At 63.9% G+C, this 19,754-nt stretch carries 20 protein-coding genes; 14 read left to right on the top strand and 6 right to left on the bottom strand.

Annotated features, from left to right (window positions below; all coding sequences use genetic code 11):
* On the top strand, positions 1-1,698 hold the full coding sequence (locus JGU71_RS04135) for a SulP family inorganic anion transporter (RefSeq protein WP_199702494.1): 1,698 nt from the start codon (positions 1-3) through the stop codon (positions 1,696-1,698).
* A gap of 23 nt (positions 1,699-1,721) precedes the next feature.
* The gene (locus tag JGU71_RS04130) at positions 1,722-2,477 is read left to right on the top strand and encodes a hypothetical protein (protein ID WP_199702491.1); all 756 of its coding nucleotides are present in this window, start codon (positions 1,722-1,724) and stop codon (positions 2,475-2,477) included.
* On the opposite strand, the gene JGU71_RS04125 is transcribed toward JGU71_RS04130, so the two are convergent.
* Entirely contained in the window at positions 2,474-3,691 is a 1,218-nt protein-coding gene (locus JGU71_RS04125) for an MFS transporter (RefSeq protein ID WP_199702489.1), read from the bottom strand. The genes JGU71_RS04130 and JGU71_RS04125 overlap by 4 nt on opposite strands.
* Before the next feature lie 81 nt (positions 3,692-3,772).
* Here JGU71_RS04125 and JGU71_RS04120 point away from each other — a divergent pair, with 81 nt between their 5' ends.
* Together JGU71_RS04120 and JGU71_RS04115 are read left to right on the top strand one after the other, a co-directional pair.
* Positions 3,773-4,642 (top strand): LysR family transcriptional regulator, encoded by an 870-nt coding sequence (locus JGU71_RS04120; protein WP_199702486.1) that lies wholly within the window; start codon positions 3,773-3,775, stop codon positions 4,640-4,642.
* A 173-nt stretch (positions 4,643-4,815) separates the two neighbouring features.
* Positions 4,816-6,195 (top strand): glyceraldehyde-3-phosphate dehydrogenase, encoded by a 1,380-nt coding sequence (locus JGU71_RS04115; RefSeq protein WP_372433100.1) that lies wholly within the window; start codon positions 4,816-4,818, stop codon positions 6,193-6,195.
* Positions 6,196-6,319: 124 nt separating this feature from the next.
* Here JGU71_RS04115 and JGU71_RS04110 read toward each other — a convergent pair whose 3' ends face one another.
* Positions 6,320-7,462: an alpha/beta hydrolase gene (locus tag JGU71_RS04110; protein WP_199702480.1), complete on the bottom strand. Its 1,143-nt coding sequence runs from the start codon at positions 7,460-7,462 to the stop codon at positions 6,320-6,322.
* A 151-nt stretch (positions 7,463-7,613) separates the two neighbouring features.
* Here JGU71_RS04110 and JGU71_RS04105 point away from each other — a divergent pair, with 151 nt between their 5' ends.
* Both JGU71_RS04105 and JGU71_RS04100 read left to right on the top strand, forming a co-directional pair.
* Positions 7,614-7,901, top strand: a complete 288-nt coding sequence (locus JGU71_RS04105; RefSeq protein WP_199702477.1) for a hypothetical protein — start codon at positions 7,614-7,616, stop codon at positions 7,899-7,901.
* A 73-nt stretch (positions 7,902-7,974) separates the two neighbouring features.
* Complete coding sequence (locus JGU71_RS04100) at positions 7,975-9,213, top strand: MFS transporter (protein WP_199702474.1); 1,239 nt, start codon at positions 7,975-7,977, stop codon at positions 9,211-9,213.
* Here the strand turns inward: JGU71_RS04100 and JGU71_RS04095 are convergent.
* Positions 9,206-9,970, bottom strand: a complete 765-nt coding sequence (locus tag JGU71_RS04095; protein WP_199702471.1) for an IclR family transcriptional regulator — start codon at positions 9,968-9,970, stop codon at positions 9,206-9,208. The two genes, JGU71_RS04100 and JGU71_RS04095, sit on opposite strands and share 8 nt — an antisense overlap.
* A 76-nt stretch (positions 9,971-10,046) precedes the next feature.
* Here JGU71_RS04095 and pcaH point away from each other — a divergent pair, with 76 nt between their 5' ends.
* Genes pcaH through JGU71_RS04060 form a run of 7 tightly spaced genes read left to right on the top strand, consistent with a single transcriptional unit; the run spans position 10,047 to position 15,595 of the window.
* A complete protein-coding gene (gene pcaH / locus JGU71_RS04090) occupies positions 10,047-10,817 on the top strand; it encodes a protocatechuate 3,4-dioxygenase subunit beta (protein WP_199702468.1) in 771 nt (256 codons plus the stop codon).
* On the top strand, positions 10,814-11,368 hold the full coding sequence (gene pcaG, locus JGU71_RS04085; RefSeq protein ID WP_199702465.1) for a protocatechuate 3,4-dioxygenase subunit alpha: 555 nt from the start codon (positions 10,814-10,816) through the stop codon (positions 11,366-11,368). The genes pcaH and pcaG overlap by 4 nt, the downstream gene beginning before the upstream one ends.
* Before the next feature lies 1 nt (position 11,369).
* Entirely contained in the window at positions 11,370-12,575 is a 1,206-nt protein-coding gene (locus JGU71_RS04080; protein WP_199702462.1) for a lyase family protein, read from the top strand.
* Positions 12,572-12,955, top strand: a complete 384-nt coding sequence (gene pcaC / locus JGU71_RS04075) for a 4-carboxymuconolactone decarboxylase (RefSeq protein WP_199702459.1) — start codon at positions 12,572-12,574, stop codon at positions 12,953-12,955. Before JGU71_RS04080 ends, pcaC begins: the two co-directional genes overlap by 4 nt.
* Before the next feature lie 26 nt (positions 12,956-12,981).
* On the top strand, positions 12,982-14,172 hold the full coding sequence (locus JGU71_RS04070) for a 4-hydroxybenzoate 3-monooxygenase (protein WP_199702456.1): 1,191 nt from the start codon (positions 12,982-12,984) through the stop codon (positions 14,170-14,172).
* Positions 14,173-14,192: 20 nt separating this feature from the next.
* Positions 14,193-14,756 carry an NUDIX hydrolase gene (locus JGU71_RS04065; protein ID WP_199702453.1) on the top strand — a complete coding sequence of 188 codons (564 nt, stop codon included), beginning with the start codon at positions 14,193-14,195 and terminating at the stop codon, positions 14,754-14,756.
* Positions 14,753-15,595, top strand: coding sequence for a GNAT family N-acetyltransferase (locus JGU71_RS04060; RefSeq protein WP_199702450.1), 843 nt, complete (start codon positions 14,753-14,755; stop codon positions 15,593-15,595). Before JGU71_RS04065 ends, JGU71_RS04060 begins: the two co-directional genes overlap by 4 nt.
* Before the next feature lie 3 nt (positions 15,596-15,598).
* Here the strand turns inward: JGU71_RS04060 and JGU71_RS30345 are convergent, their stop codons facing one another.
* The 3 genes from JGU71_RS30345 to JGU71_RS04045 all read right to left on the bottom strand — a co-directional run bounded on the left by JGU71_RS30345 (position 15,599) and on the right by JGU71_RS04045 (position 18,620).
* Positions 15,599-16,201, bottom strand: a complete 603-nt coding sequence (locus tag JGU71_RS30345; RefSeq protein ID WP_372433098.1) for a VldE C-terminal domain-containing protein — start codon at positions 16,199-16,201, stop codon at positions 15,599-15,601.
* Between the two features lie 116 nt (positions 16,202-16,317).
* Positions 16,318-17,853, bottom strand: coding sequence for a glycerol kinase GlpK (gene glpK, locus JGU71_RS04050; RefSeq protein ID WP_199702447.1), 1,536 nt, complete (start codon positions 17,851-17,853; stop codon positions 16,318-16,320).
* Complete coding sequence (locus JGU71_RS04045) at positions 17,850-18,620, bottom strand: IclR family transcriptional regulator (RefSeq protein ID WP_199702431.1); 771 nt, start codon at positions 18,618-18,620, stop codon at positions 17,850-17,852. The genes glpK and JGU71_RS04045 overlap by 4 nt, the downstream gene beginning before the upstream one ends.
* A gap of 273 nt (positions 18,621-18,893) precedes the next feature.
* Here JGU71_RS04045 and JGU71_RS04040 point away from each other — a divergent pair, with 273 nt between their 5' ends.
* A complete protein-coding gene (locus JGU71_RS04040) occupies positions 18,894-19,739 on the top strand; it encodes an MIP/aquaporin family protein (protein WP_199702428.1) in 846 nt (281 codons plus the stop codon).
* Positions 19,740-19,754 lie beyond the last annotated feature (15 nt).

The following is a 19,754-nucleotide window of genomic DNA, read 5'->3' as shown; positions in this document are numbered from 1 at the left end:
ATGCAATGGCAGCGGGCGGCACCAGGCTTTGCGCAGTTCCAGGGTTATCAACGCAGTTGGTTGCGCGGCGACATCGTCGCAGGCGTCACGGTCGCCGCCTATCTGATTCCGCAGGTGATGGCGTACGCGACGGTCGCTGGTCTGCCGCCGGTGGTCGGATTGTGGGCAACGCTCGGGCCGATCGTGCTGTACGCCGTCCTCGGGTCGTCGCGGCAGTTGTCGGTCGGTCCCGAGTCGACGACGGCGTTGATGACCGCTGTTGTTCTCGGTCCGATCGCCGCTGCCGATCCGGATCGATACGCAGCACTCGCAGCGGTTCTCGCCGTCTTGGTCGGTGTGATCTGTCTGGTTGCCAGATTGGCTCGGTTGGGTCTGCTCGCCGACTTGCTGTCGAAGCCAGTCCTCGTCGGTTACATGGCCGGTATTGCCTGCATGATGATCTCCAGCCAGATAGGCAAAGTCACCGGAATCCCTGTGCAGGGAAGGTCGTTCGGAGCTGAGCTGGAGTCCTTCTTCACTCAACTCGATCGGGTGCACTGGCCCACCGTTGCGCTCGCAGCCGGCGTACTTGCCAGCCTGTTCGGACTGGCGAAATTGTCGCCGAAGCTACCCGGACCATTGATCGGAATTCTGGCGGCGACTGGAATCACGGCACTGTTTTCACTGCAGGAGAGCGGGATTCGGGTCGTCGGTGAGATCCCGGGTGGTCTCCCGGTACCGGGCCTCGACGGGGTGCCGTTCGACGATCTCAAGGTCTTGCTGCTGCCCGCCGTCGGTATCGCAATAGTTGCGTTTTCGGACAATGTATTGACTGCTCGTGCTTTTGCAGCACGCACCGGCGACGAGATCGATCCCAATGTCGAACTGAGCGCACTGGGTGCAGGCAACGTCGCGGCCGGTCTGTTGCAGGGTTTTCCGGTGAGCAGCAGCGGATCTCGAACGGCGATCGGTGTCACGCTCGGAAGCAGGACGCAGTTGTACTCGCTCGTTGCGTTGGTGACCGTGCTGCTCGCAATCTTCACAGCCCGTGGTGTGCTGGCAATCTTTCCGAGCGCCGCCCTCGGCGCCCTTGTCATGTACGCCGCGACGCGCCTGATCGACATCGCAGAGTTTCGTCGTATCGCGCATTTTCGCCTCAGCGAACTGCTGTTGGCATTACTCACCACGTGCGCGGTGCTGACCTTCGACGTCCTGTACGGCGTCGCGGTCGCTGTTGCACTGTCGATCCTGGACCTCCTGCGCCGTGTTGCTCGACCGCACGACGGCATTCTCGGCTACGTGCCGGGCATCAGCGGTATGCACGATATCGACGACTACCCGAATGCGGCGGCGATACCCGGCCTGGTCATCTACCGCTACGACGCCCCGCTGTTCTTTGCCAACGCGGACAACTTCCGTCGTCGCGCGCTACAGGCGGTCGACGAATCTCCCGACCCCGCACGGTGGTTCGTCGCCAATGTGGAGGCCAACGTCGAAGTCGATCTCACCGCTTTGGACGCATTGGATCAGTTGCGAACCGAACTCGTCGATCGTGGCATCGTTTTCGGGCTCGCGCGCGTGAAACAGGACCTTCGCAACTCGCTGGCTGCGGCGGGAATGATCGACAAGATCGGTGAAGAGCGCATCTTTATGACGCTGCCGAGCGCGGTCGACGCCTACCGGCGATGGTCGGGTGAATCCGCGACAGAGCCGCGCTGACTGCGCTGCCTATCATCGCCGTCATGGAGTGGTTGCAGAATTGGTGGCACAGCGACGTTGTCGACGGACACAAGGGGCCGTTGCTCGTCGGTTTCGTCGTATTCGTCGTCACCTTCCTTGCCACCCGCACGATCACCCGAATGATCCGCGCGGGGAAGGGACCGTTTCACAACCTCAGTAGCGGTGGCGTGCACATGCACCACTCCACGCCAGGGGTGATCCTGCTGATTGTCGGCGGCTTCGCAGCAGTCGGCGCGCCGCCGCTGTCCGGTTGGACCTACCTCGCGGCCGTCCTTGTCGGCATGGGTTCGTCACTTGTGCTCGACGAGTTCGCGATGATCTTTCGACTGCAGGACGTGTACTGGTCACAAGAAGGCCAGCTGTCGGTGAACATGGTCACCCTCGCGGCGGCGTGCATCGGGTTTGCGGTGTTCGGACTGTCGCCCGTCGACGTGAAGGGTCTTGCCGATGCCGACGTAGCTGCACGCATCGGCGTCATGGCCGCGCTGTCGGTCAACTTCGTCCTTGTTGCGGTGACCGCGCTGAAAGGCAAATATCCGACTGCACTGCTCGGGATGTTCGTTTCGCCGATCACCTGGATCGCTGCGGTCAGGCTGGCACGGCCGACGTCGCCATGGGCGCGGTGGCGTTACTCGACGACGAAGCTCGCGCGCGCTCGGCAGCGAGCCGCGGCCTTCGATCACAGGTGGGCGCCCGTGCGGAGACATTGGGACGACCTCATCGGTGGCACACCGACACAACAACACCCCGCCGATTAGGTTCGGCGCTTTCGCATGGCGAGTGCGCACAGTGCGGTCACCAGGAACAGCGCGAGCGACAGCATCATGACGCCCGGCCACCCGTCGGCACTCCAGGCGTTGCCGCCGAGGCTCCCGAAGACGGACGAGCCGAGGTAGTACATAAACAGATACAGCGACGCCGCCTGCCCGGTGGGGATTCCCGCGGCGTGCGCGCGGGCAGGAACCCAGCCGCTCGCGATGCCGTGAACCGCGAAGAAGCCGGCGGTCAACAGACCGAGCCCGACCACGATGGCAGGCAACGTGGCTGGACCGGTCACAAGTATTCCGGCCACCGCGAGGGCGACGCCGAGAGGGAGAACGGCATGGCGACCGATGCTGTCGGCAATGCGTCCGAACAACATCGCGCTCAGCGAGCCGAGTGGGTAGACGAGGAACACCAGGCTCGCCGCGCTCGGTCCGAGATCGAAAGGCGCACCGGACAAACGGAAGCCGAGCACGTTGAATACGGCAACCAGGGCGCCCGACGAAGCGCACCCGATGAGGTACAGCAGCACTAGCGCGGGGTCCGACGCTGCCCGCAGCGTCGAACGCAGTGCAGTCCGCGTGCCCGAGCCGGTCGAGACGAACCGACGGGACTGCGGCAGCAACGCGCGCACCACAAGAGCGCACACCACAGCAAGGATGCCGGTCGCGGCGAGCGCCCAGCGCCAGCCCGCTACATCGGCGACCGAGCCTGTCAGCAGCCGGCCGACCATCCCGCCGAACGCAGTGCCGCCGATATAGAGCCCGGCGGCGCGCGCATGGGTCGACGGGTGCAGTTCCTCACGAAGGTAGGCCGTCGCGACAGCCGGAAGTCCGGCCAGTGCAACGCCTTCCACAAGCCGCAAGGTGAGCAGAGTCGACCAATTGGGTGCAAGCGCGCCTGCGGTACCGATCAGCGCGGACGCAGTGAGCGACAGCTGAATAAGTCGGGTGCGGCCCACGATGTCGGACAGCGGACCGGTGATCAGCAGCGCGACGCCGAGGCCCAAAGTGGTCAGTGAGACGGTGAGCGTGGCTGCGGTGGAGGAGACTCCGAACTCCGCGCTGAGTGTGGGCAGGATTGCCTGCGTGCTGTAGAGCAGGGCAAAGGTTGCAACGCCTGCCACGAACAGCGACGCCATCACTCGGCGATAGTCGGCTGTGCCGGGTAGGTAGCCCTCGCCGGTCTCCGCTCGCATGATCGCAGTCACACGTCGACGGTCCGCTTGCAGTCGTCATACGTCCAATGCGCATGACTGCTGATGTCGATACGTCAGACGTATGATCGGACCGTGTTCATTCGCGATCTCGACTGGCTCGTAGCCCTTGCTGAGTACGGCCACGTCACCGACACCGCGGCCATTCTGGAAACGAGCCAACCGACGCTCTCGCGCGCGCTCGCTCGGATGGAGACCGAGCTGGGCACTCGAGTATTCGAGCGGTCGACGGACGGCATCCACATCACGCCGGTGGGGGAGATCGTCGTCGCGGCGGCGCGCGATGTCACCGCACGATACGAGCAGTTGCTCCGTGACCTCGAGACCGTTCTGGATCCCGATACCGGCGTCGCTCGGCTTGCGTTCCTGGATTCGATTGCCACGTCGGTGGTTCCGGCGGTGCTGCGTACGGTTCGGGACGAAGCGCCCCGAATTCGGGTCGTGCTGCGACAGGAACCGGGGCACCATATTCTGCTCGATCTGGATTCGGGGGCAGTCGACCTGGCGATCACATCGGGAAGGCCACCGGGGGACTTCGGCTGGCACGCCCTGCAAGAGGATCGATTGGTACTGATCGTTCCGCCGGGGCACCGCTTCGCGACACGAAAGGCGCTGCGACTCAACGAGGTTGCCCGTGATCAGTTCGTCATGACGCCGCTGGGTTTCGGCTTCCGCAGCCACGTCGATGCGCTCCTCGGCGATGCAGGCGTCGTCCCCGATGTTTCTTTCGAGAGTCAGGACCTTGCGACGATCGAAGGTCTGGTAGCGGCAGGGCTCGGCGTCGCGATCGTTCCCGAGCCGACCGCCGGTGCGTCGGGGACGATAGGTATCCGAATCAGCGCCGATGGTGCACGACGCACGATCGGTCTCACCTGGCGTGCCGATCGGCAATTGTCTGCTCCCGCAGCGCGTTTCCGAGACATCGTCGGGGCTGCCTGGGAGTGACCCCGAGAAAGTGTGCGTTGCCGCTCGGAATCCGAGAGCAAACACACACTATCGACTACAGCTCACTCCGATATCCTCGTATCTTCAGTAGCCCCGAATTCGACCCCAAGGATGTTTGGTTGACCTCCCCAGAATTGACCCGTTGGAACGAGCAGGAAGCAATCGCGGAGGCGATGATTCCAGTCATCGGTGCTCTGCACCGCACCAAGGGTGTGACGATCCTGCTGCACAGTCGGTCTCTGGTGAACAAGTCGGTTATCAGCATCCTCCGAACCCACCGCTTCGCGCGCCAGGTCGGTGGCGAGGAGTTGTCGGTCGACGAGACTTTTCCGTTCCTGCAGGCGCTCGCTGCCCTCGACCTCGGACCATCGAAAATCGACCTCGGTCTGCTGGTGATGGCATATCGCGCCGACGGGCGTGGATTGTCGGTTCCCGACTTCACAGCCGTTGCGCTCGACGAGGTCACAGGCGACAACAAGAGCGAACCGCAGGGTCCGCGGGACGTGGTCCTCTATGGCTTCGGTCGTATCGGTCGGCTGGTCGCCCGCCTGCTCATCGAAAAAGCCGGGTCGGGCAACGGGTTGAACCTGCGAGCTGTCGTCATCCGCAAGGGTGGCGAAGGTGACCTGGCGAAACGCGCGTCGTTGCTGCGGCGCGACTCGATCCACGGGCACTTCAACGGCACGATCAAGGTCGACGTAGACAACAACGTGCTCGTCGCCAACGGCAACGTCATCAAATTCATCTACAGCGACGACCCCGCGAGCGTCGACTACACCGAATACGGCATCGACGATGCGATCCTCATCGACAACACCGGCAAGTGGCGCGACCGCGAGGGGCTGTCCAAACACCTGCGTCCCGGCATCGCCAAGGTACTGCTGACCGCGCCAGGCAAGGGCGACGTCCCGAACATCGTGCACGGAGTCAACCACCGGACGCTAGATCTCGAGCAGCAGATCTTCTCGTGCGCATCCTGCACGACCAACGCCATCGTTCCGCCGCTCAAGGCGATGGAAGACGCGTTCGGTATTACCCGCGGTCACGTCGAGACCGTGCACTCGTTCACCAACGACCAGAACCTGCTGGACAACTTTCACAGTGCGGATCGCCGTGGCCGGTCTGCACCGTTCAACCTGGTGCTCACCGAGACGGGTGCGGCCTCCGCCGTCGCCAAAGCGCTCCCGGACCTGAAGGCGAAGATAACCGGCAACTCGATTCGAGTACCGACGCCCGATGTCTCGGTGGCGATCCTGAGTTTGCAACTGAAGCGCGAAACCACGAAACAGGAAGTGCTGGAGAACCTTCGACAGGCATCGCTGTCGGGTCCACTGAGCCGCAACCTCGACTACACCGCTGCGACCGACGCGGTGTCCAGCGACTTCATCGGATCGAGGGCAGCGTGCATCATCGACGCCAACGCCGCGATCGTCGACGGCGACAGCGCGATCCTCTACGTCTGGTACGACAACGAATTCGGCTACTCGTGCCAGGTCGTGCGGACCGTGCAATACCTATCCGGAATCGAGTATCCGACGTTCCCGAAGGGATGACGGCCGACGAGCGACGTCAGATGGCGAACATCCTTCGTACCCACGCGAGTATTGCTTCGATTGGTGGCGTGATATCGACCACGGGCACTCCTCGTATCGAACTGACATCCCGAGACTTCGAACTCTAGCGCGTCGAGCGTCGTTTCACCGAGCCCGGCACTGCGGCATGAGCAAGTCCGGCGCGTATTGCTACCGCGATTTCCTCGGTCGCCGCTCGGCACGCCGCACTCAGCAATGCTGCGGTGAATGGGTGGATGAGTTCCGCCTGTACGCGCAGAGTCGTTGGGACACCTGCGTCTTCGAGTTTGCGAGCGTAGGCGATGCCCTCGTCGCGAAGCGGGTCGAAGCCGGCGACCGCGATATAGGCGGGCGGCACTCCGCTGACGTCGTCGGCAAGCAAAGGTGAGACGCGGGGGTCGAGGGCCTGATCCGCGTCGGTCAGGTAGTGCTCCCTGTACCAATCCATGTGTGCTTCGGTGAGGAAGAAGCCGTCCCGAAAGTATTGGTACGACTGGCGTTTGGCCGACAAATCTGTGACGGGGACGATGAGCACCTGGAGCGCGGGTTGCTGTTCGCCGGTTGTTGCGGTGACTTGCGCGACGACGGCCGACAGGTTGCCGCCTGCGCTGTCGCCCGCCACCGCGATTGCGGCGGGATCGATGCCGAGATCGGCGGCGTGTTCGACTGCGAACCTGAATGCTGCGACGGCATCGTCGACGCCGGCGGGAAATCGATGCTCAGGGGCCAGGCGGTAGTCGACGGACATGACGCAGACGCCGGCTTTGTTCGCTAGAAACGAGCAGGTGGTGTCGTGGCTGTCGAGACTGCCGAGTACCCAGCCGCCGCCGTGAAAGAACACGACGAGGCCTGCGGGTCGGGTGCCTGGCGGCCGGTAGAGACGAGCGTTGATCGAACCTTCGGCCGTGGGTATTGCGATTGTCTCGAGATCGGCCGGTAGCGGTTCGCCGCCGAAGATGGAGGACTCGAGGTCGAGGGTAGCCCGACCGTCCGCAAGCGACTTGCCTGTGAAGTCCGGTCCGGGGACGGCATTGAGCAACCTGACAACAGTCTGAATCTCGGGATGCAGAGCTTGTCCGTCGACCTCGATCTGTCTGCCACCGATCAAACGCCGCAGCGGCGTTGGGAGTGTGGTCAGTGCCGCTGCGATCGGTCGGGCCACACGAATCCACGCCGGAGGCTTGGGAACGCGATAGGCCTCGGGCGCGATCTGTGCGACCTGTTTCGGCGGGCGCGGGGGAGTCGTCATAACGGTGTTTGATGTCTTTCGGATTCGCAGCGGCTCGACAAGTGTGGCCGCCGCCACTACTGGACGGATGTCCAGAAGTATGCAAGATCGCTGGCCTGCTGTAAAGCGTCGGGAGGTCGCGGAGGCGCCGTGCTGTGACAGGCTGCAAGGTATGGCCACCGACGTCGAGCACACCGAGGACGGTCGCTACATCGTCGTCAATGGTCGGCGCTGGCGCGCGACGGATCCGGCAATTCCGGACGATCGCAATGCGGAGTTGCGCTCGATCCTGATGGCGTGGCGACGAGAAGTGAAACGAACGGACGGTGCGCCGGAGGCGCGCGCAGGTGTGCAGGCCACGAAAGTTGCTCTCGGCGAACGGGGTACGCCGTGGTGGGAGCAATCCGACGACGAACGACGTGCCCGCTGGGAAGTAGACGTGCCGAAGCCATCCAACTAGGTCGGAGCCATGATTTCACTCAGTGAAATCGATCGCTGGTCCGCAAGGTGTGGTCCCTGTCACGGTCTAGACCATGTCATCTCTCCAGTTGCCCAAAACAGGTACGGCGAAATCGGGTCGAACGGATTCGACAATGTGGCCGACGCTGCTGTGCTGGATCGCCGTAGCGTTGGACGGCTTCGATCTGGTCGTTCTCGGTGCCGTCATCCCGACACTCTCGAAATCCGGCGCGCTCGGCTTCACCGACTCGTCGCTGACCGTTGCATCGACCGTCGGACTGATCGGCGTCGGCATCGGGGCGGTGACCATCGGACCACTCGCCGACCGATTCGGTCGCCGAACAAGCCTGATCAGCAGCATCGCGGCCTTCTCGGTGCTGACCATCGCGATTGCGTTCGCACCGAATGTCGAAACGTTCACCGCTCTGCGATTCCTCGCCGGTCTGGGACTCGGCGCATGTCTGCCGACCGCTCTCGCGTTTATGACGGAGTTCGCGCGTCCGGGTCGTGGCGGGTCTGCAGTGACTCGAATGATGACCGGCTATCACGTCGGCGCGGTCCTGACGGCGCTACTCGGCCTCTGGGTCATCGAGGCATACGGCTGGGAGGCGATGTTCGTGATCGGCGGAGTCGCGGGTCTGCTGACCCTGCCGATCATGTGGGCGAAACTCCCCGAATCCGAGTCCTACCTTGCGGCCAAGTCCGCACCTGCGGGAACGCAGGCGGTGAGCCGCAGTCGCGACGTTGTGAAGGGCGTGTACCTGCGAGTCAGTATCGGTCTGTGGTTGGCGTCGTTTATGGGTCTGCTGCTCGTCTACGGACTCAACACCTGGCTGCCGAAGATCATGGGCGAGGCAGGCTACTCGATTCGTGCGGGCACCGGACTGCTGCTCGTGCTGAATGTCGGCGCAGTGATCGGCCTGCTCATTGCCGGTGCCATCTCCGACTCGCGTGGCAACAAGCCGACCGTGCTTGCCTGGTTCGGACTTGCGGCAGTGTTCCTCGCATTGCTTTCGATCAAGATGAACAGCTCGCTGCTGGTGTACGCGGCCGTGTTGCTGACGGGAATTTTCGTGTTCAGCGCGCAGGTGCTCGTCTACGCCTTCGTCGGCCATCTCTACCCAGCTCAGATCAGGGGTACCGCGCTGGGGATGGCTGCCGGAGTCGGGCGTGTGGGAGCGATCGTCGGGCCGTCCATCGGCGGTGCGATGGTGACCGCCGGGATCGCCTACCCGTGGGGCTTCTACGGCTTCGCGCTTGCCGCGCTACTCGCTGTCGTTGCGCTGGCGACAGTCCCTGCCCGAATCACGTAGCCGGCATACTGCGCGAAATGCCCTGTGCAGCAACGTGCAGTGCGGCAGTGAGGCGAGGCCGGTCCCGTTTGAGACTAGGCACAACGATGCCGAGGGCAGCGATGACCTTCGGCTCGCCGCCGATGCCGCCGGTGATGGGTACCGCGACCGAGCACGCGCCGAGGGTCATTTCTTCGATCGTCGTTGCATAGCCGTCGCGGCGGATTCGGCTCAGCTGTTCGTTCAACCGCACCGGCTGGGTGATCGTGAACGGCGTGACCCTCGTCAATGCCGCCATAGCGCGGGCGTGGACGTCGGCCGGTGCATACGCGAGCAACACCTTGCCTACGCCGGTGCAATGCATCGGCAGTGTGGACCCGACCTTGCTGACGACCGGGACGGACGCGTGCCCCGACAGGCGGTCGACGTAGAGGACGCGGTCGCCTTCACGCACCGCAAGGTGAACGGTTGCACGGGTGGCCGCATAGATGTCGTGTAGAAACGGCGACGCAACCTCGCGGAGCCCGGTTTGTACGGGCGCAAGGAGGCCGAGGTTCCAGATCATCCGTCCGATCATGTACTCGCCGTTACTGTTTCGGATCAGTGCGCCGCCGTCGACCAACTCGTTGACCTGGCGGTATGCCGTCGCAGTCGGGAGTTCGGCACGCTCGGCGAGATCGGTGAGGGTCAAGCTGCGGTGGTGTTGGTCGAATGCCGACAACAGCGCAAGCGCCCGCGAGATGACGCTTGCGCCTGGTCGCCCGGTGTTGCCGGCCATCTGCACCCTCCTCGGATTTCACTCAGTGAAATTCTACGCTCGACGTGACGGCAGCCACATCGATACCGTCTTCGACATGAGCGCTCCTCCTGCCAGCCGGATGCCGGTGCTGTCGTCGCAGCGTGACATCTCCGACGAGATTGCCCGACTTCAGAATTCGCACGCCGGCGGGCCGCAACCGCGGATCGACTTCGCGCCGTACCGAAGTTCGCTGCTGCGCCACCCGACCAAAGAGTTGCTGCACGCCGATCCCGAGGGCGTCGAACTCGTCGCACCGGTATTCGGGCAGGCCGACATCGATCCGCTGGAAGCCGACCTCACCGTCACCCACGGCGGCGAGCCGATCGGGGAGCGAATCCGATTGCAGGGCAGGGTGATCGACGGCGACGGTCGACCGGTGCGACACCAACTCGTCGAGATCTGGCAGGCAAATGCCGCAGGCCGTTACATCCACAAACGTGACCAACATGCGGCGCCGGTGGATCCGAACTTCACCGGTGTCGGGCGCTGCCTCACCGACAGCGACGGCAACTACGCGTTCACCACCATCAAGCCGGGTGCGTATCCGTGGCGCAATCACACCAACGCGTGGCGTCCGGCGCACATCCATTTCTCCTTGTTCGGTAGCGAATTCACGCAACGAATGATCACGCAGATGTACTTCCCGGGTGATCCGCTGTTCGGACTCGACCCGATCTATCAGGCGATCACCGAGCAGAGCGCACGTGACCGACTGGTCGCGACCTACGACCACGAACTGTCCGAGCACGAATGGCTACTCGGCTACCGGTGGGACATCGTGCTGACCGGTAGCCATTCGACTCCGATGGAAAGGGACGAGTTGTGAACGCGACGCCAGGGCAGACCATCGGGCCCTTCTTCGGGTATGCGTTGCCGTACGAGCGCGGGCACGAACTTGTGTCGCCGGCCGACCCTGCGGCGATCCAGTTGTACGGCACCGTGTTCGACGGCGACGGCACTCCGGTGCCGGATGCGCTGATCGAGATTCGCCAGGCCGATGCCGATGGTGTGGTGCCGACGGTGCCCGGTTCGCTGCGGCGCGACGGCAGGTTCACCGGATGGGGTCGGGCTGCTGTCGATGCCGCGGGCGACTACTCGTTCAGCACTGTCGAGCCAGGACCGACAAGTGCGGGGCAGGCGCCGTTCTTCGCCGTCGTCGTGTTCGCTCGTGGCCTTCTCGACCGTCTCTTCACCCGGGTGTACGTGCCGGGCCACGACGACCCTTTAGCCGCCGATCCCTTACTGGCCGGTCTCGATGACGAACGCCGGTCGGGGCTCATTGCAACGCGCACCGACGACGGCAACCTGCGCTTCGACATCCACCTGCAGGGACCGAAGGAAACCGTGTTCCTCACCTTCTCCGGTCACGAGCACTGACATGGACCTGCTGCACCCAGGAAGCCATCGCGCCGCCGGGTTGGTCGACGATCACGCGCTCGTCGCTGCAATGCTCGACGTCGAGGTGGCGTGGTTCGACGCTCTCGCAAAAGTTGGTGTCGCGAGCCGACAGCAGGCAGAACTCGTGGCCGTCACCGCCGAACAGTGGCGACCCGCCATCGACCAACTCGTCGTCGACGCCGAGGCCGCTGGCAACCCGGTCGTGGCACTGGTCGCAGGTCTACGCGCCGCGGTGCCCGATCCGGCGGCTGCTGCGCTCGTACACCGGGGCCTCACAAGCCAAGACGTATTGGATACAGCGCTGATGCTGCTCGCCCGAGCGGCGTTGGCTCGAATCCGCGACAACCTATGCACCTTGGCGAGGGATCTCGCAAGTCTCGTTCGTGCGCACAGCAATACGATCATGGCCGGGCGGACCTTGACCCAGTACGCGGTGCCGATCACGTTCGGGCTCAAAGCAGCTCACTGGTTGGCGGGGGTGCTCGGCGCGCTGGAGCTCGTCCGGAACAGCGCCGATCGTTTGCCAGCGCAATGTGGGGGAGCGGCCGGAACCTTGTCTCTTGCAGGCGAATTGACCGAGTCGCCGTTGATTCTGGCCCGCGCCTTCGCCGACGCACTCGAACTGCGGGATCCCGGAGCACCCTGGCACACGACTCGCACGCCGATCACCGATATCGGGCACTGCTTGGTGACCACCTGTGACGCACTAGGTGTGATCGCAAGCGACACAGTACAATTGGGTCGCCCGGAAATCGGTGAACTGAGCGAAGGCGTCGTCGTCGGACGTGGCGGATCGTCGACGATGCCACACAAGCGCAACCCGGTCCTCGGTGTTCTCGTCCGCAATGCGGCACTGCAAGCGCCACTCCTCGGTGCTCAGCTACACCTCGCGGCAGCCCAGGCCGTCGACGAACGACCCGACGGCGCCTGGCATTCGGAGTGGAATGCCCTGCGCACGCTGCTCGAACTCACCGTCACAGCAAGCAGCCAGGCGCGGGAGCTGATCGCCGGTCTAGAGGTCCACCTCGACGTGATGGCACAGCGCGCAACCGCGGCCGCCGAAGCGTTGCTTGCCGAACGTGGCAGCGAAGACCGCGACCCGGCAACCTATCTCGGGTCGAGCGTGGAGTTCGCCGACCGAATACTCGACCGGTTCGACCGCATCCCCGGAGAGGGTAGGAAATGAACGACGAAGATCGCTACGACGCCGGTATGGCGACCCGTCGGGAGGTACTCGGTGCCGCCCACGTCGATCGGGCCGAGGCACGAAAGACCGATTTCACCACCGACTTTCAGTCGTTCATCACTCGGTACGCGTGGGGTGAGGTCTGGACACGTCCCGGTCTGGATCGGCGGATGCGCAGCGCGATCACCCTCACCGCATTGATCGCGCGGGGTCATTGGTCGGAGTTCGAACTACATCTCGCGGCCGCCGTGCGTAACGGACTCACCCACGACGAGATCGGCGAGATCATTCTGCAGTCCGCGATCTACTGCGGCGTTCCGGCGGCGAACCACGGATTCTCCTTGGCTGCAACCGTTCTCGGTAACGACAACCAGTCCTGAACCATCGAACTCTAGGAACATCCGTCATGGATCAACAGCCAATCACCCGCACAACGGTCGGTATCGTCGGCGCAGGTCCGGCCGGGTTGATGCTGTCGCACCTGCTCGCCCTTTCCGGCATCGGATCCATCGCGATCGATGCCCGAACCCGAACCGAGATCGAGCACACCCATCGAGCCGGCATTCTCGAGCGTGACAGCGTGCGACTGCTGGTGGATACCGGGGTGTCCGATCGGGTCCTCGTCGAGGGACATGAACACAAGGGCATCGATCTTCGATTCGGCGGAATCAGTCACCGTATCGACTTTCAGTCACTGGTTGGTGCGTCGACCTGGTTGTATCCACAAACGGATGTGTTCATCGACCTGGCGGACGCACGGGCTCGTGATGGCGGCGATGTCCGTTTCGGAGTGACCGACACCCACGTCGTCGATGTCACCGGATCGACGCCGGGAATTCGCTTCACCGACGAGGACGGGACTCGTCACGAGATTCGATGCGATTACCTCGTCGGCGCGGACGGCTCGCGGAGCATTTGTCGACGCGAGGTTCCGGAAGCACTGCGGCGACAGTACTTTCGCGAGTATCCGTTCGCGTGGTTCGGAATTCTCGCGCAGGCGCCGCGTAGCGCCGAGGAACTCGTCTATGCGCGCTCCGATGAAGGTTTCGCTCTGATCAGCCAGCGCACGGACACGGTGCAGCGAATGTATTTTCAGTGCGACGCAACCGATGACGTCGATCGCTGGTCCGACGAGCAGATCTGGGACCAACTGCAAACCAGACTGGCGGGGGAGGACGGCTTCCAGCTCGTCGAGGGCCCGATCCTCGAGAAGACCGTGTTGCCGTTCCGCAGCTTCGTGCAGGAACCGATGCGCTACGGAAATCTGTTGCTGGCCGGCGACGCCGCGCACACCGTCCCGCCGACAGGCGCCAAGGGTCTCAACCTTGCTCTCGCCGACGTGCGCGTGCTCGCGGAGACCTTGGAACTCGCGATCCTGAAGAACGATGTGGATGCCCTCGACGGCTACACGGCACGTGCCCTCGACCGGGTCTGGAAGGCGCAGCACTTCTCTTACTGGATGACCACGATGCTGCACCGTGTCGACGGCGCCAGCGACTTCGACGTGGCGCGACAGCTCGGCGAACTGCGCTCGATCGTCGAGTCCGACGCGGGCTCGACCTACCTCGCCGAGGCATACACGGGTTGGCCCCGGTAGACCTGTCGTAGGGTGCCAACGTGGACCTCGAACTAGCGCTGCGCCGCGTCGCGGAACACCGTCCGCAACTGCAACCCCAGGCCGACTGGCATGCGGCGACCGCACTCGTCCTTGCGGTCGATCCGGAGCCGCAGTTCATCGTCATCCGTCGGTCGACTCGCCGCGGCGATCCGTGGTCCGGGCATGCGGCGCTGCCGGGCGGTCGGACCGACCCCGCCGACGGCGACATTGCAGCGACCGCTCGGCGTGAGACCTTCGAAGAAGTCGGTGTGACGATCGGCGAGGCGGTCGGCAGACTCGACGACATCGGTGGTCGGATGTTCAAAGGTGTTGTGTCACCGCTCGTCTTCGTCGTCGACGAAGCAGTACCACTGACGCCTGATCCGTCCGAGGTGGCGGCCGCGCACTGGGTACCTCTGTCGTTGCTGTCCGACCGCCGTGCGCAGGTTCGGCATCCCGTCCGCATTGTGGGTCCGTGGCCAGGATGGGAGTTTCGAACCGGCGCTCCACCGCCGGACGACTCCTTGATCATCTGGGGCCTCACCCACCGAATCCTGTCGACTTTCATAGGGTTGGCGTCATGAGTTTCGAGATCGGTGTCGGCAGCGCAGACGACGTCCGCCACATGGCGGACTGGGCGGCCGACGAGGGGTGGAATCCGGGCAACACCGACATTCAGGCTTTCTTCGCTACCGATCCTGGCGCGTTTCTGATCGGCCGTCTGGACGACGAACCGGTGACGTGCATGTCGGTCGTGCGATACGGCGCCGGCCTCGGCTTTCTCGGCTTCTACATTGCGAGGCCGACGGTGCGTGGCCAGGGTTACGGCATCCAGACCTGGCGCGCAGGGATGGCGCGACTTGCCGGGCGAAACGTCGGGTTGGACGGTGTGGTCGCCGAGCAGGAGAACTATCGCAAGTCGGGATTCCGCCACGCCTGGAACAACATTCGCTACGAAGGTCGGCCGAGCCCTGCGGACCCGCCAGCTGGTGTCGACCTGGTCGACGCGCGTTCTGTGCCGTTCGATCGTCTCGCCGCGTACGACCGGCGCCATTTTCCCGAACCGCGCGACAGTTTTCTGGCGGCCTGGATCTCCCTCCCGGAGCGCGCTGCGCTGGTAGCGGTACGTGACGGCAGTCTTGTCGGCTTCGGGGTCCTGCGGGAGTCTCGAGCGGCCGCACGCGTCGGTCCGCTGTATGCGGAGTCGCCCGACATTGCCGCTGCGCTGCTCTCGGCGTTGGCTACCGGAACAGGTGTCGAGGCGATCGCAATCGACATCCCGGATCGAACCCGGTCAGCGGTCGCAGTTGCCACCGAAGCGGGCATGCAGCCGACCTTCGAGACTGCGCGGATGTACACAGGGCCGCTACCGGACGTCGACTATGCCAACGTGTTCGGCGTTACGAGCCTCGAATTGGGGTAGCGCTCAGCAGGTGAGGCTGATGTCCGCGGCCGATGCGAACGAGACGTGCACGTGGTCGTAGTGGTTCGCCGTCGCACTGCCGCGGTCTTCCATCATCGACCAGCCGCCGCCGTCGTTGTAGCGCTGCTGCCAGATCACGTAGGTGACGTTGAAGGCGTCCTGGTTCGCCAGCACGTAGTTCGCGACTGCGTCGCCGAGCGCCGGGTCGGACATCATGAGGTCCAGAGCAAGTCCCGAACCGTGATCGCCACTGCCACCACGGCCGTTCGCGCCACCGATGTCGGAGATCCCGAATACCGTCCTCAGAAAGTTGCCGACCTGAGCTACGTGGGGCTGCGCGCCCGCCAGCGTCGTCTCACAGGGTGGGCGGCCGACGACAGCGGCGGCGACGGGTAGCGCCGACGGTGGCGGCGGTGTTATCCACACCAGACGTTGCGGCACGTCGGGCGTGACGACAGCAAGGAGTTCGGGTGCCGGAAGCGCGGTCCTCGGCTCGGATGATCGAGGTTGGCCATTGGCAACCCAAACGCCTGCTGAAACGAGTGCTGCAACGGCAAGGCCGATAACGGCGGCTGCGAAGCCTCGCGAAACGACCTTGTTGCCCAGGACGGGAGGCGTCCGAGCAGGCGTATTCGTGCGATGGCCACCAGACAATTTACCGACTCACTGCTTTCTCTTTTGGAAGGACGATCCGCCCACGTTACAAAATCGAGGCCTGACTGTCACGTAAACGTCGCTGTAGGTGATTCGCCAGAGGGTGGGATTCCCCACTCGCTTGCCAGGCGGATCGCTCGGCGCCAGCGTCCCAACTCGGTGGCCCGACGCTCGGCGGACATGGTCGGACGCCACTCCGCGGCGAGTTGCCAGTTCTGTCGAAGCACCGCCTTGTCCGGCCAGTATCCAGCGCCGAGTCCGGCCGCATAGGCGGCCCCCAGTGCCACCGTCTCGCTCATCATCGGCCGCAGTACCGGAATGTCGAGCAGATCCGACACCGTCTGCATCAGCAGGTTGTTCGAGGTCATGCCGCCGTCGACCGCGAGCGATCGAACATCCAAGCCTGCATCCGAGTTCATGGCACCTACGACATCGCACGTTTGGAAGGCAGTTGCTTCGAGGATCGCTCGCGCGATATGCCCTCTGCTCGTGTAGCCGGTCAGGCCGACGACCAACCCCTGTGCGGCGTTGTCCCAATGGGGTGACAGCAGCCCCGAGAACGCAGGCACGATGTAGCAGCCGCCGTTGTCGGTGACGGTGCGTGCGACCGTCTCGATCTCGGGCGAGGTTCGAATGAGTCCGAGCGTCGTGCGACACCAATCGACAAGTGCCCCTGCGATAGCGACCGAACCTTCGAGCGCATACACCGGTGGCTCGCCTTCGATGGCGTACGCGACCGTCGTGATCAGTCCGTTGTTCGAGCGCACGGCCTTGGTGCCCGTGTTGAGGAGCAAGAAGCTGCCTGTGCCGAAAGTGCATTTCGCGGCACCGGCGTCGAATGCGGTCTGTCCGAACAGCGCAGCTTGCTGGTCGCCGATCATGGCCGTGATGGCGATGCCGTTCACCGGGTCCTTCGTGGTGCCGAACCTCGCGACGGTGGACCGTATCCGAGGCAGCATCTTTCGAGGAACGTCGAAGGTTGCCAGCAGTTCGTCGTCCCAGTCGAGGGTCGCCACGTTCATGAGCATCGTGCGACTTGCATTGGTCGCGTCGGTGGCATGCACACCCCCGTTCACCCCACCCGTGAGGTTCCACAGCAACCAGGTGTCGATGGTTCCGAACAGGATGTCGCCACGTTCTGCTCGCGGTCGAAGGCTGGGGTCGTTCTCGAACAACCAGCGCAATCGCGGACCCGAGAAGTAGGTCGACAACGGCAGGCCGGTGCGTGCGGTCAGGTCGGCGACGTCGGTCTCTGCTGCGATCGTGTTCACAATGTCTGCGGTGCGTGTGTCCTGCCACACGATGGCGCGGTGCACCGGTCGCCCCGTGTGTCTGTCCCACAGGACGGTTGTCTCGCGCTGGTTGGTGAGTCCGATCCCGACGACCTGACTTGGCTCGATGTCCGCGTCGGCGATCGCCTCGGGCAGGATGGCGCGGACCGTCTGCCAAATCTGCTCGGCGTCGTGCTCGACCCACCCGGGACGCGGGAAGAACTGTTCGTGCGCGCGTTGCGATATCGCGATCATGCGGCCCTGGCGGTCGAAGATCATGCAACGACTCGACGTCGTCCCCTGGTCGAGCGCGGCCACGTAGCGCTGGGTCACCGGCTTCTTCCGTGACCTAGTTCGCGTGAGATCGAGCGTCCGGCGCGAACAACGTGGGCGATCAGTACCTGACGCGGACGGCCGCGGGTGTCACAGATCTGTTCGGGTCTGCCGTGGACGCCGACCGCGGCGACTACCGATCCACCCTTGTCGCGGATGGGAGCTGCAATGGCAGCCCTGTCGGGTTCGCATTCGTCGACCTCGGTTGCCCAGCCTTCGTCGCGCACCCTCGCGAGTTCGCGGTCGAGCTGAACCCTGTTCGTGATGGTGTGAAAGGTCAAGCTGTCCAAGTTGATCGCATCGATACTGCGGTATGCACCCGGGTCGTGTGCGAGCAGAATCTTGCCGAGGGCGGTCGTGTGCAGGGGGACTTCCGAGTCGTCCGTGGTGACCGTTGCGGGTCCGTCCGGCCTGAAGACGTCGTGGACTGTCACCACTCGACCGTCGCGGTACGCCACAACCCTGGTCGCCGCGCCGGACCGCGCTGCCAACGCGTCCGTCCAGTTGATTGCCCGCGAACGAAGTTCGTTGAGGTCGATCCGCGACGCGCCGAGTCTGAAGAGCGCAGGAGCTATGCGATAGCCCGTGGATTGGGGCGCTTGTTCGGCGAATCCCACCGACACCAGAGTCTGCAGCAGACCGTGCGCAGTTCCTTTCGCGAGACCGAGAGTTTCCGCGATGCGGCTCAGTGCGACAGGCTCCGCGTCTTCGGCCAACAGGCGCAGGATGGCAGCCGCGCGTTCCACAGATTGCACCGATCCCGGCATTTTCCCAGGCTACATGGGCCGCTCGCATCGTTCGGCATTGTCGAACGGCACGGTGTTCGACAATGCCGAACGCGGGCGGTTGGCGGGTGAGCCGCGAGCCAATAACGTCCGGTTCACGTCCTATTGGAGACCCAGGTCACACCGGCAGGGCGATCGCGACTCGATTCACAACTATCGGGTCGACCGTTTCTCGCAACCAAGGGGACAGACCATGGCCGACAACATCGGCGGCAAAGATCGACATCTCACCAGCCCACAGGCTGGGGGCACCAAATGACCGCAACCGTCGTCGACCCGACAGATGTCGACCTGCCGTCGACGAAGAGGCGAATTCCTCCGATCGCGGGTGAAGTCGCGGCCGAATTCTTCGGCACCTTGATCCTCGTGTTGTTCGGCGTCGGTGTCGTCGCGCAGGTCGTCGCAGGCGGACTCGGTGATCACGACAGCATCGCGTGGGCATGGGGATTCGGAGTGACGCTGGGCATCTACGTTGCGGCGCGTGTCAGCGGAGCACACCTCAACCCCGCGGTAACTGTTGCGCTCGCACTGTTTCAAGGGTTCTCCTGGCGAAAGGTGGCGCCGTACATCGCCGCGCAGACTGCCGGCGCATTCATCGCGGCCCTGCTGGTCAGATGGAACTATTCGGAAGCTCTCGCGCTTGTGGACCCTGGACACACCATCAAGAGTCAGAGTGTGTTTTCCACACTTCCCGGCAACGGCTTGCTGCCGGTGAGTGAGTTCGGCGCGCTCCGCGATCAGATCATCGGTACCGCGATCCTGGTCTTTCTCATCTTCGTGATCACCGACGCACGCAATTCTGTGGAGTTCGCGAACCTCACCCCGTTGATCATCGGGCTTGTCGTCGTGGGTATCGGAATGGCATGGGGTACGGACGCCGGATACGCAATCAACCCCGCTCGCGATTTCGGGCCTCGGCTGGCGTCGTACCTGACGGGGTACGGGACTGCGTGGCGAGACCAGTACGGGAACTTCTATTTCTGGGTTCCGATCATCGGCCCGCTCATCGGTGGTGTGATCGGTGGCGCCATGTACAAATTCGGTATCGCCCGCTTCCTGCCGAAACCGTCGAAGTCGGACGAGCCCGCTCAATCCCGTTAGACCACAGACCTTTAG

It is taken from the genome of Antrihabitans stalagmiti (assembly GCF_016482825.1).
In the GTDB taxonomy this organism is placed as follows: Bacteria; Actinomycetota; Actinomycetes; order Mycobacteriales; family Mycobacteriaceae; genus Antrihabitans; species Antrihabitans stalagmiti.
Note: the sequence above shows the minus strand (reverse complement) of the source record. Positions and strands in the feature narration are given on the sequence as shown.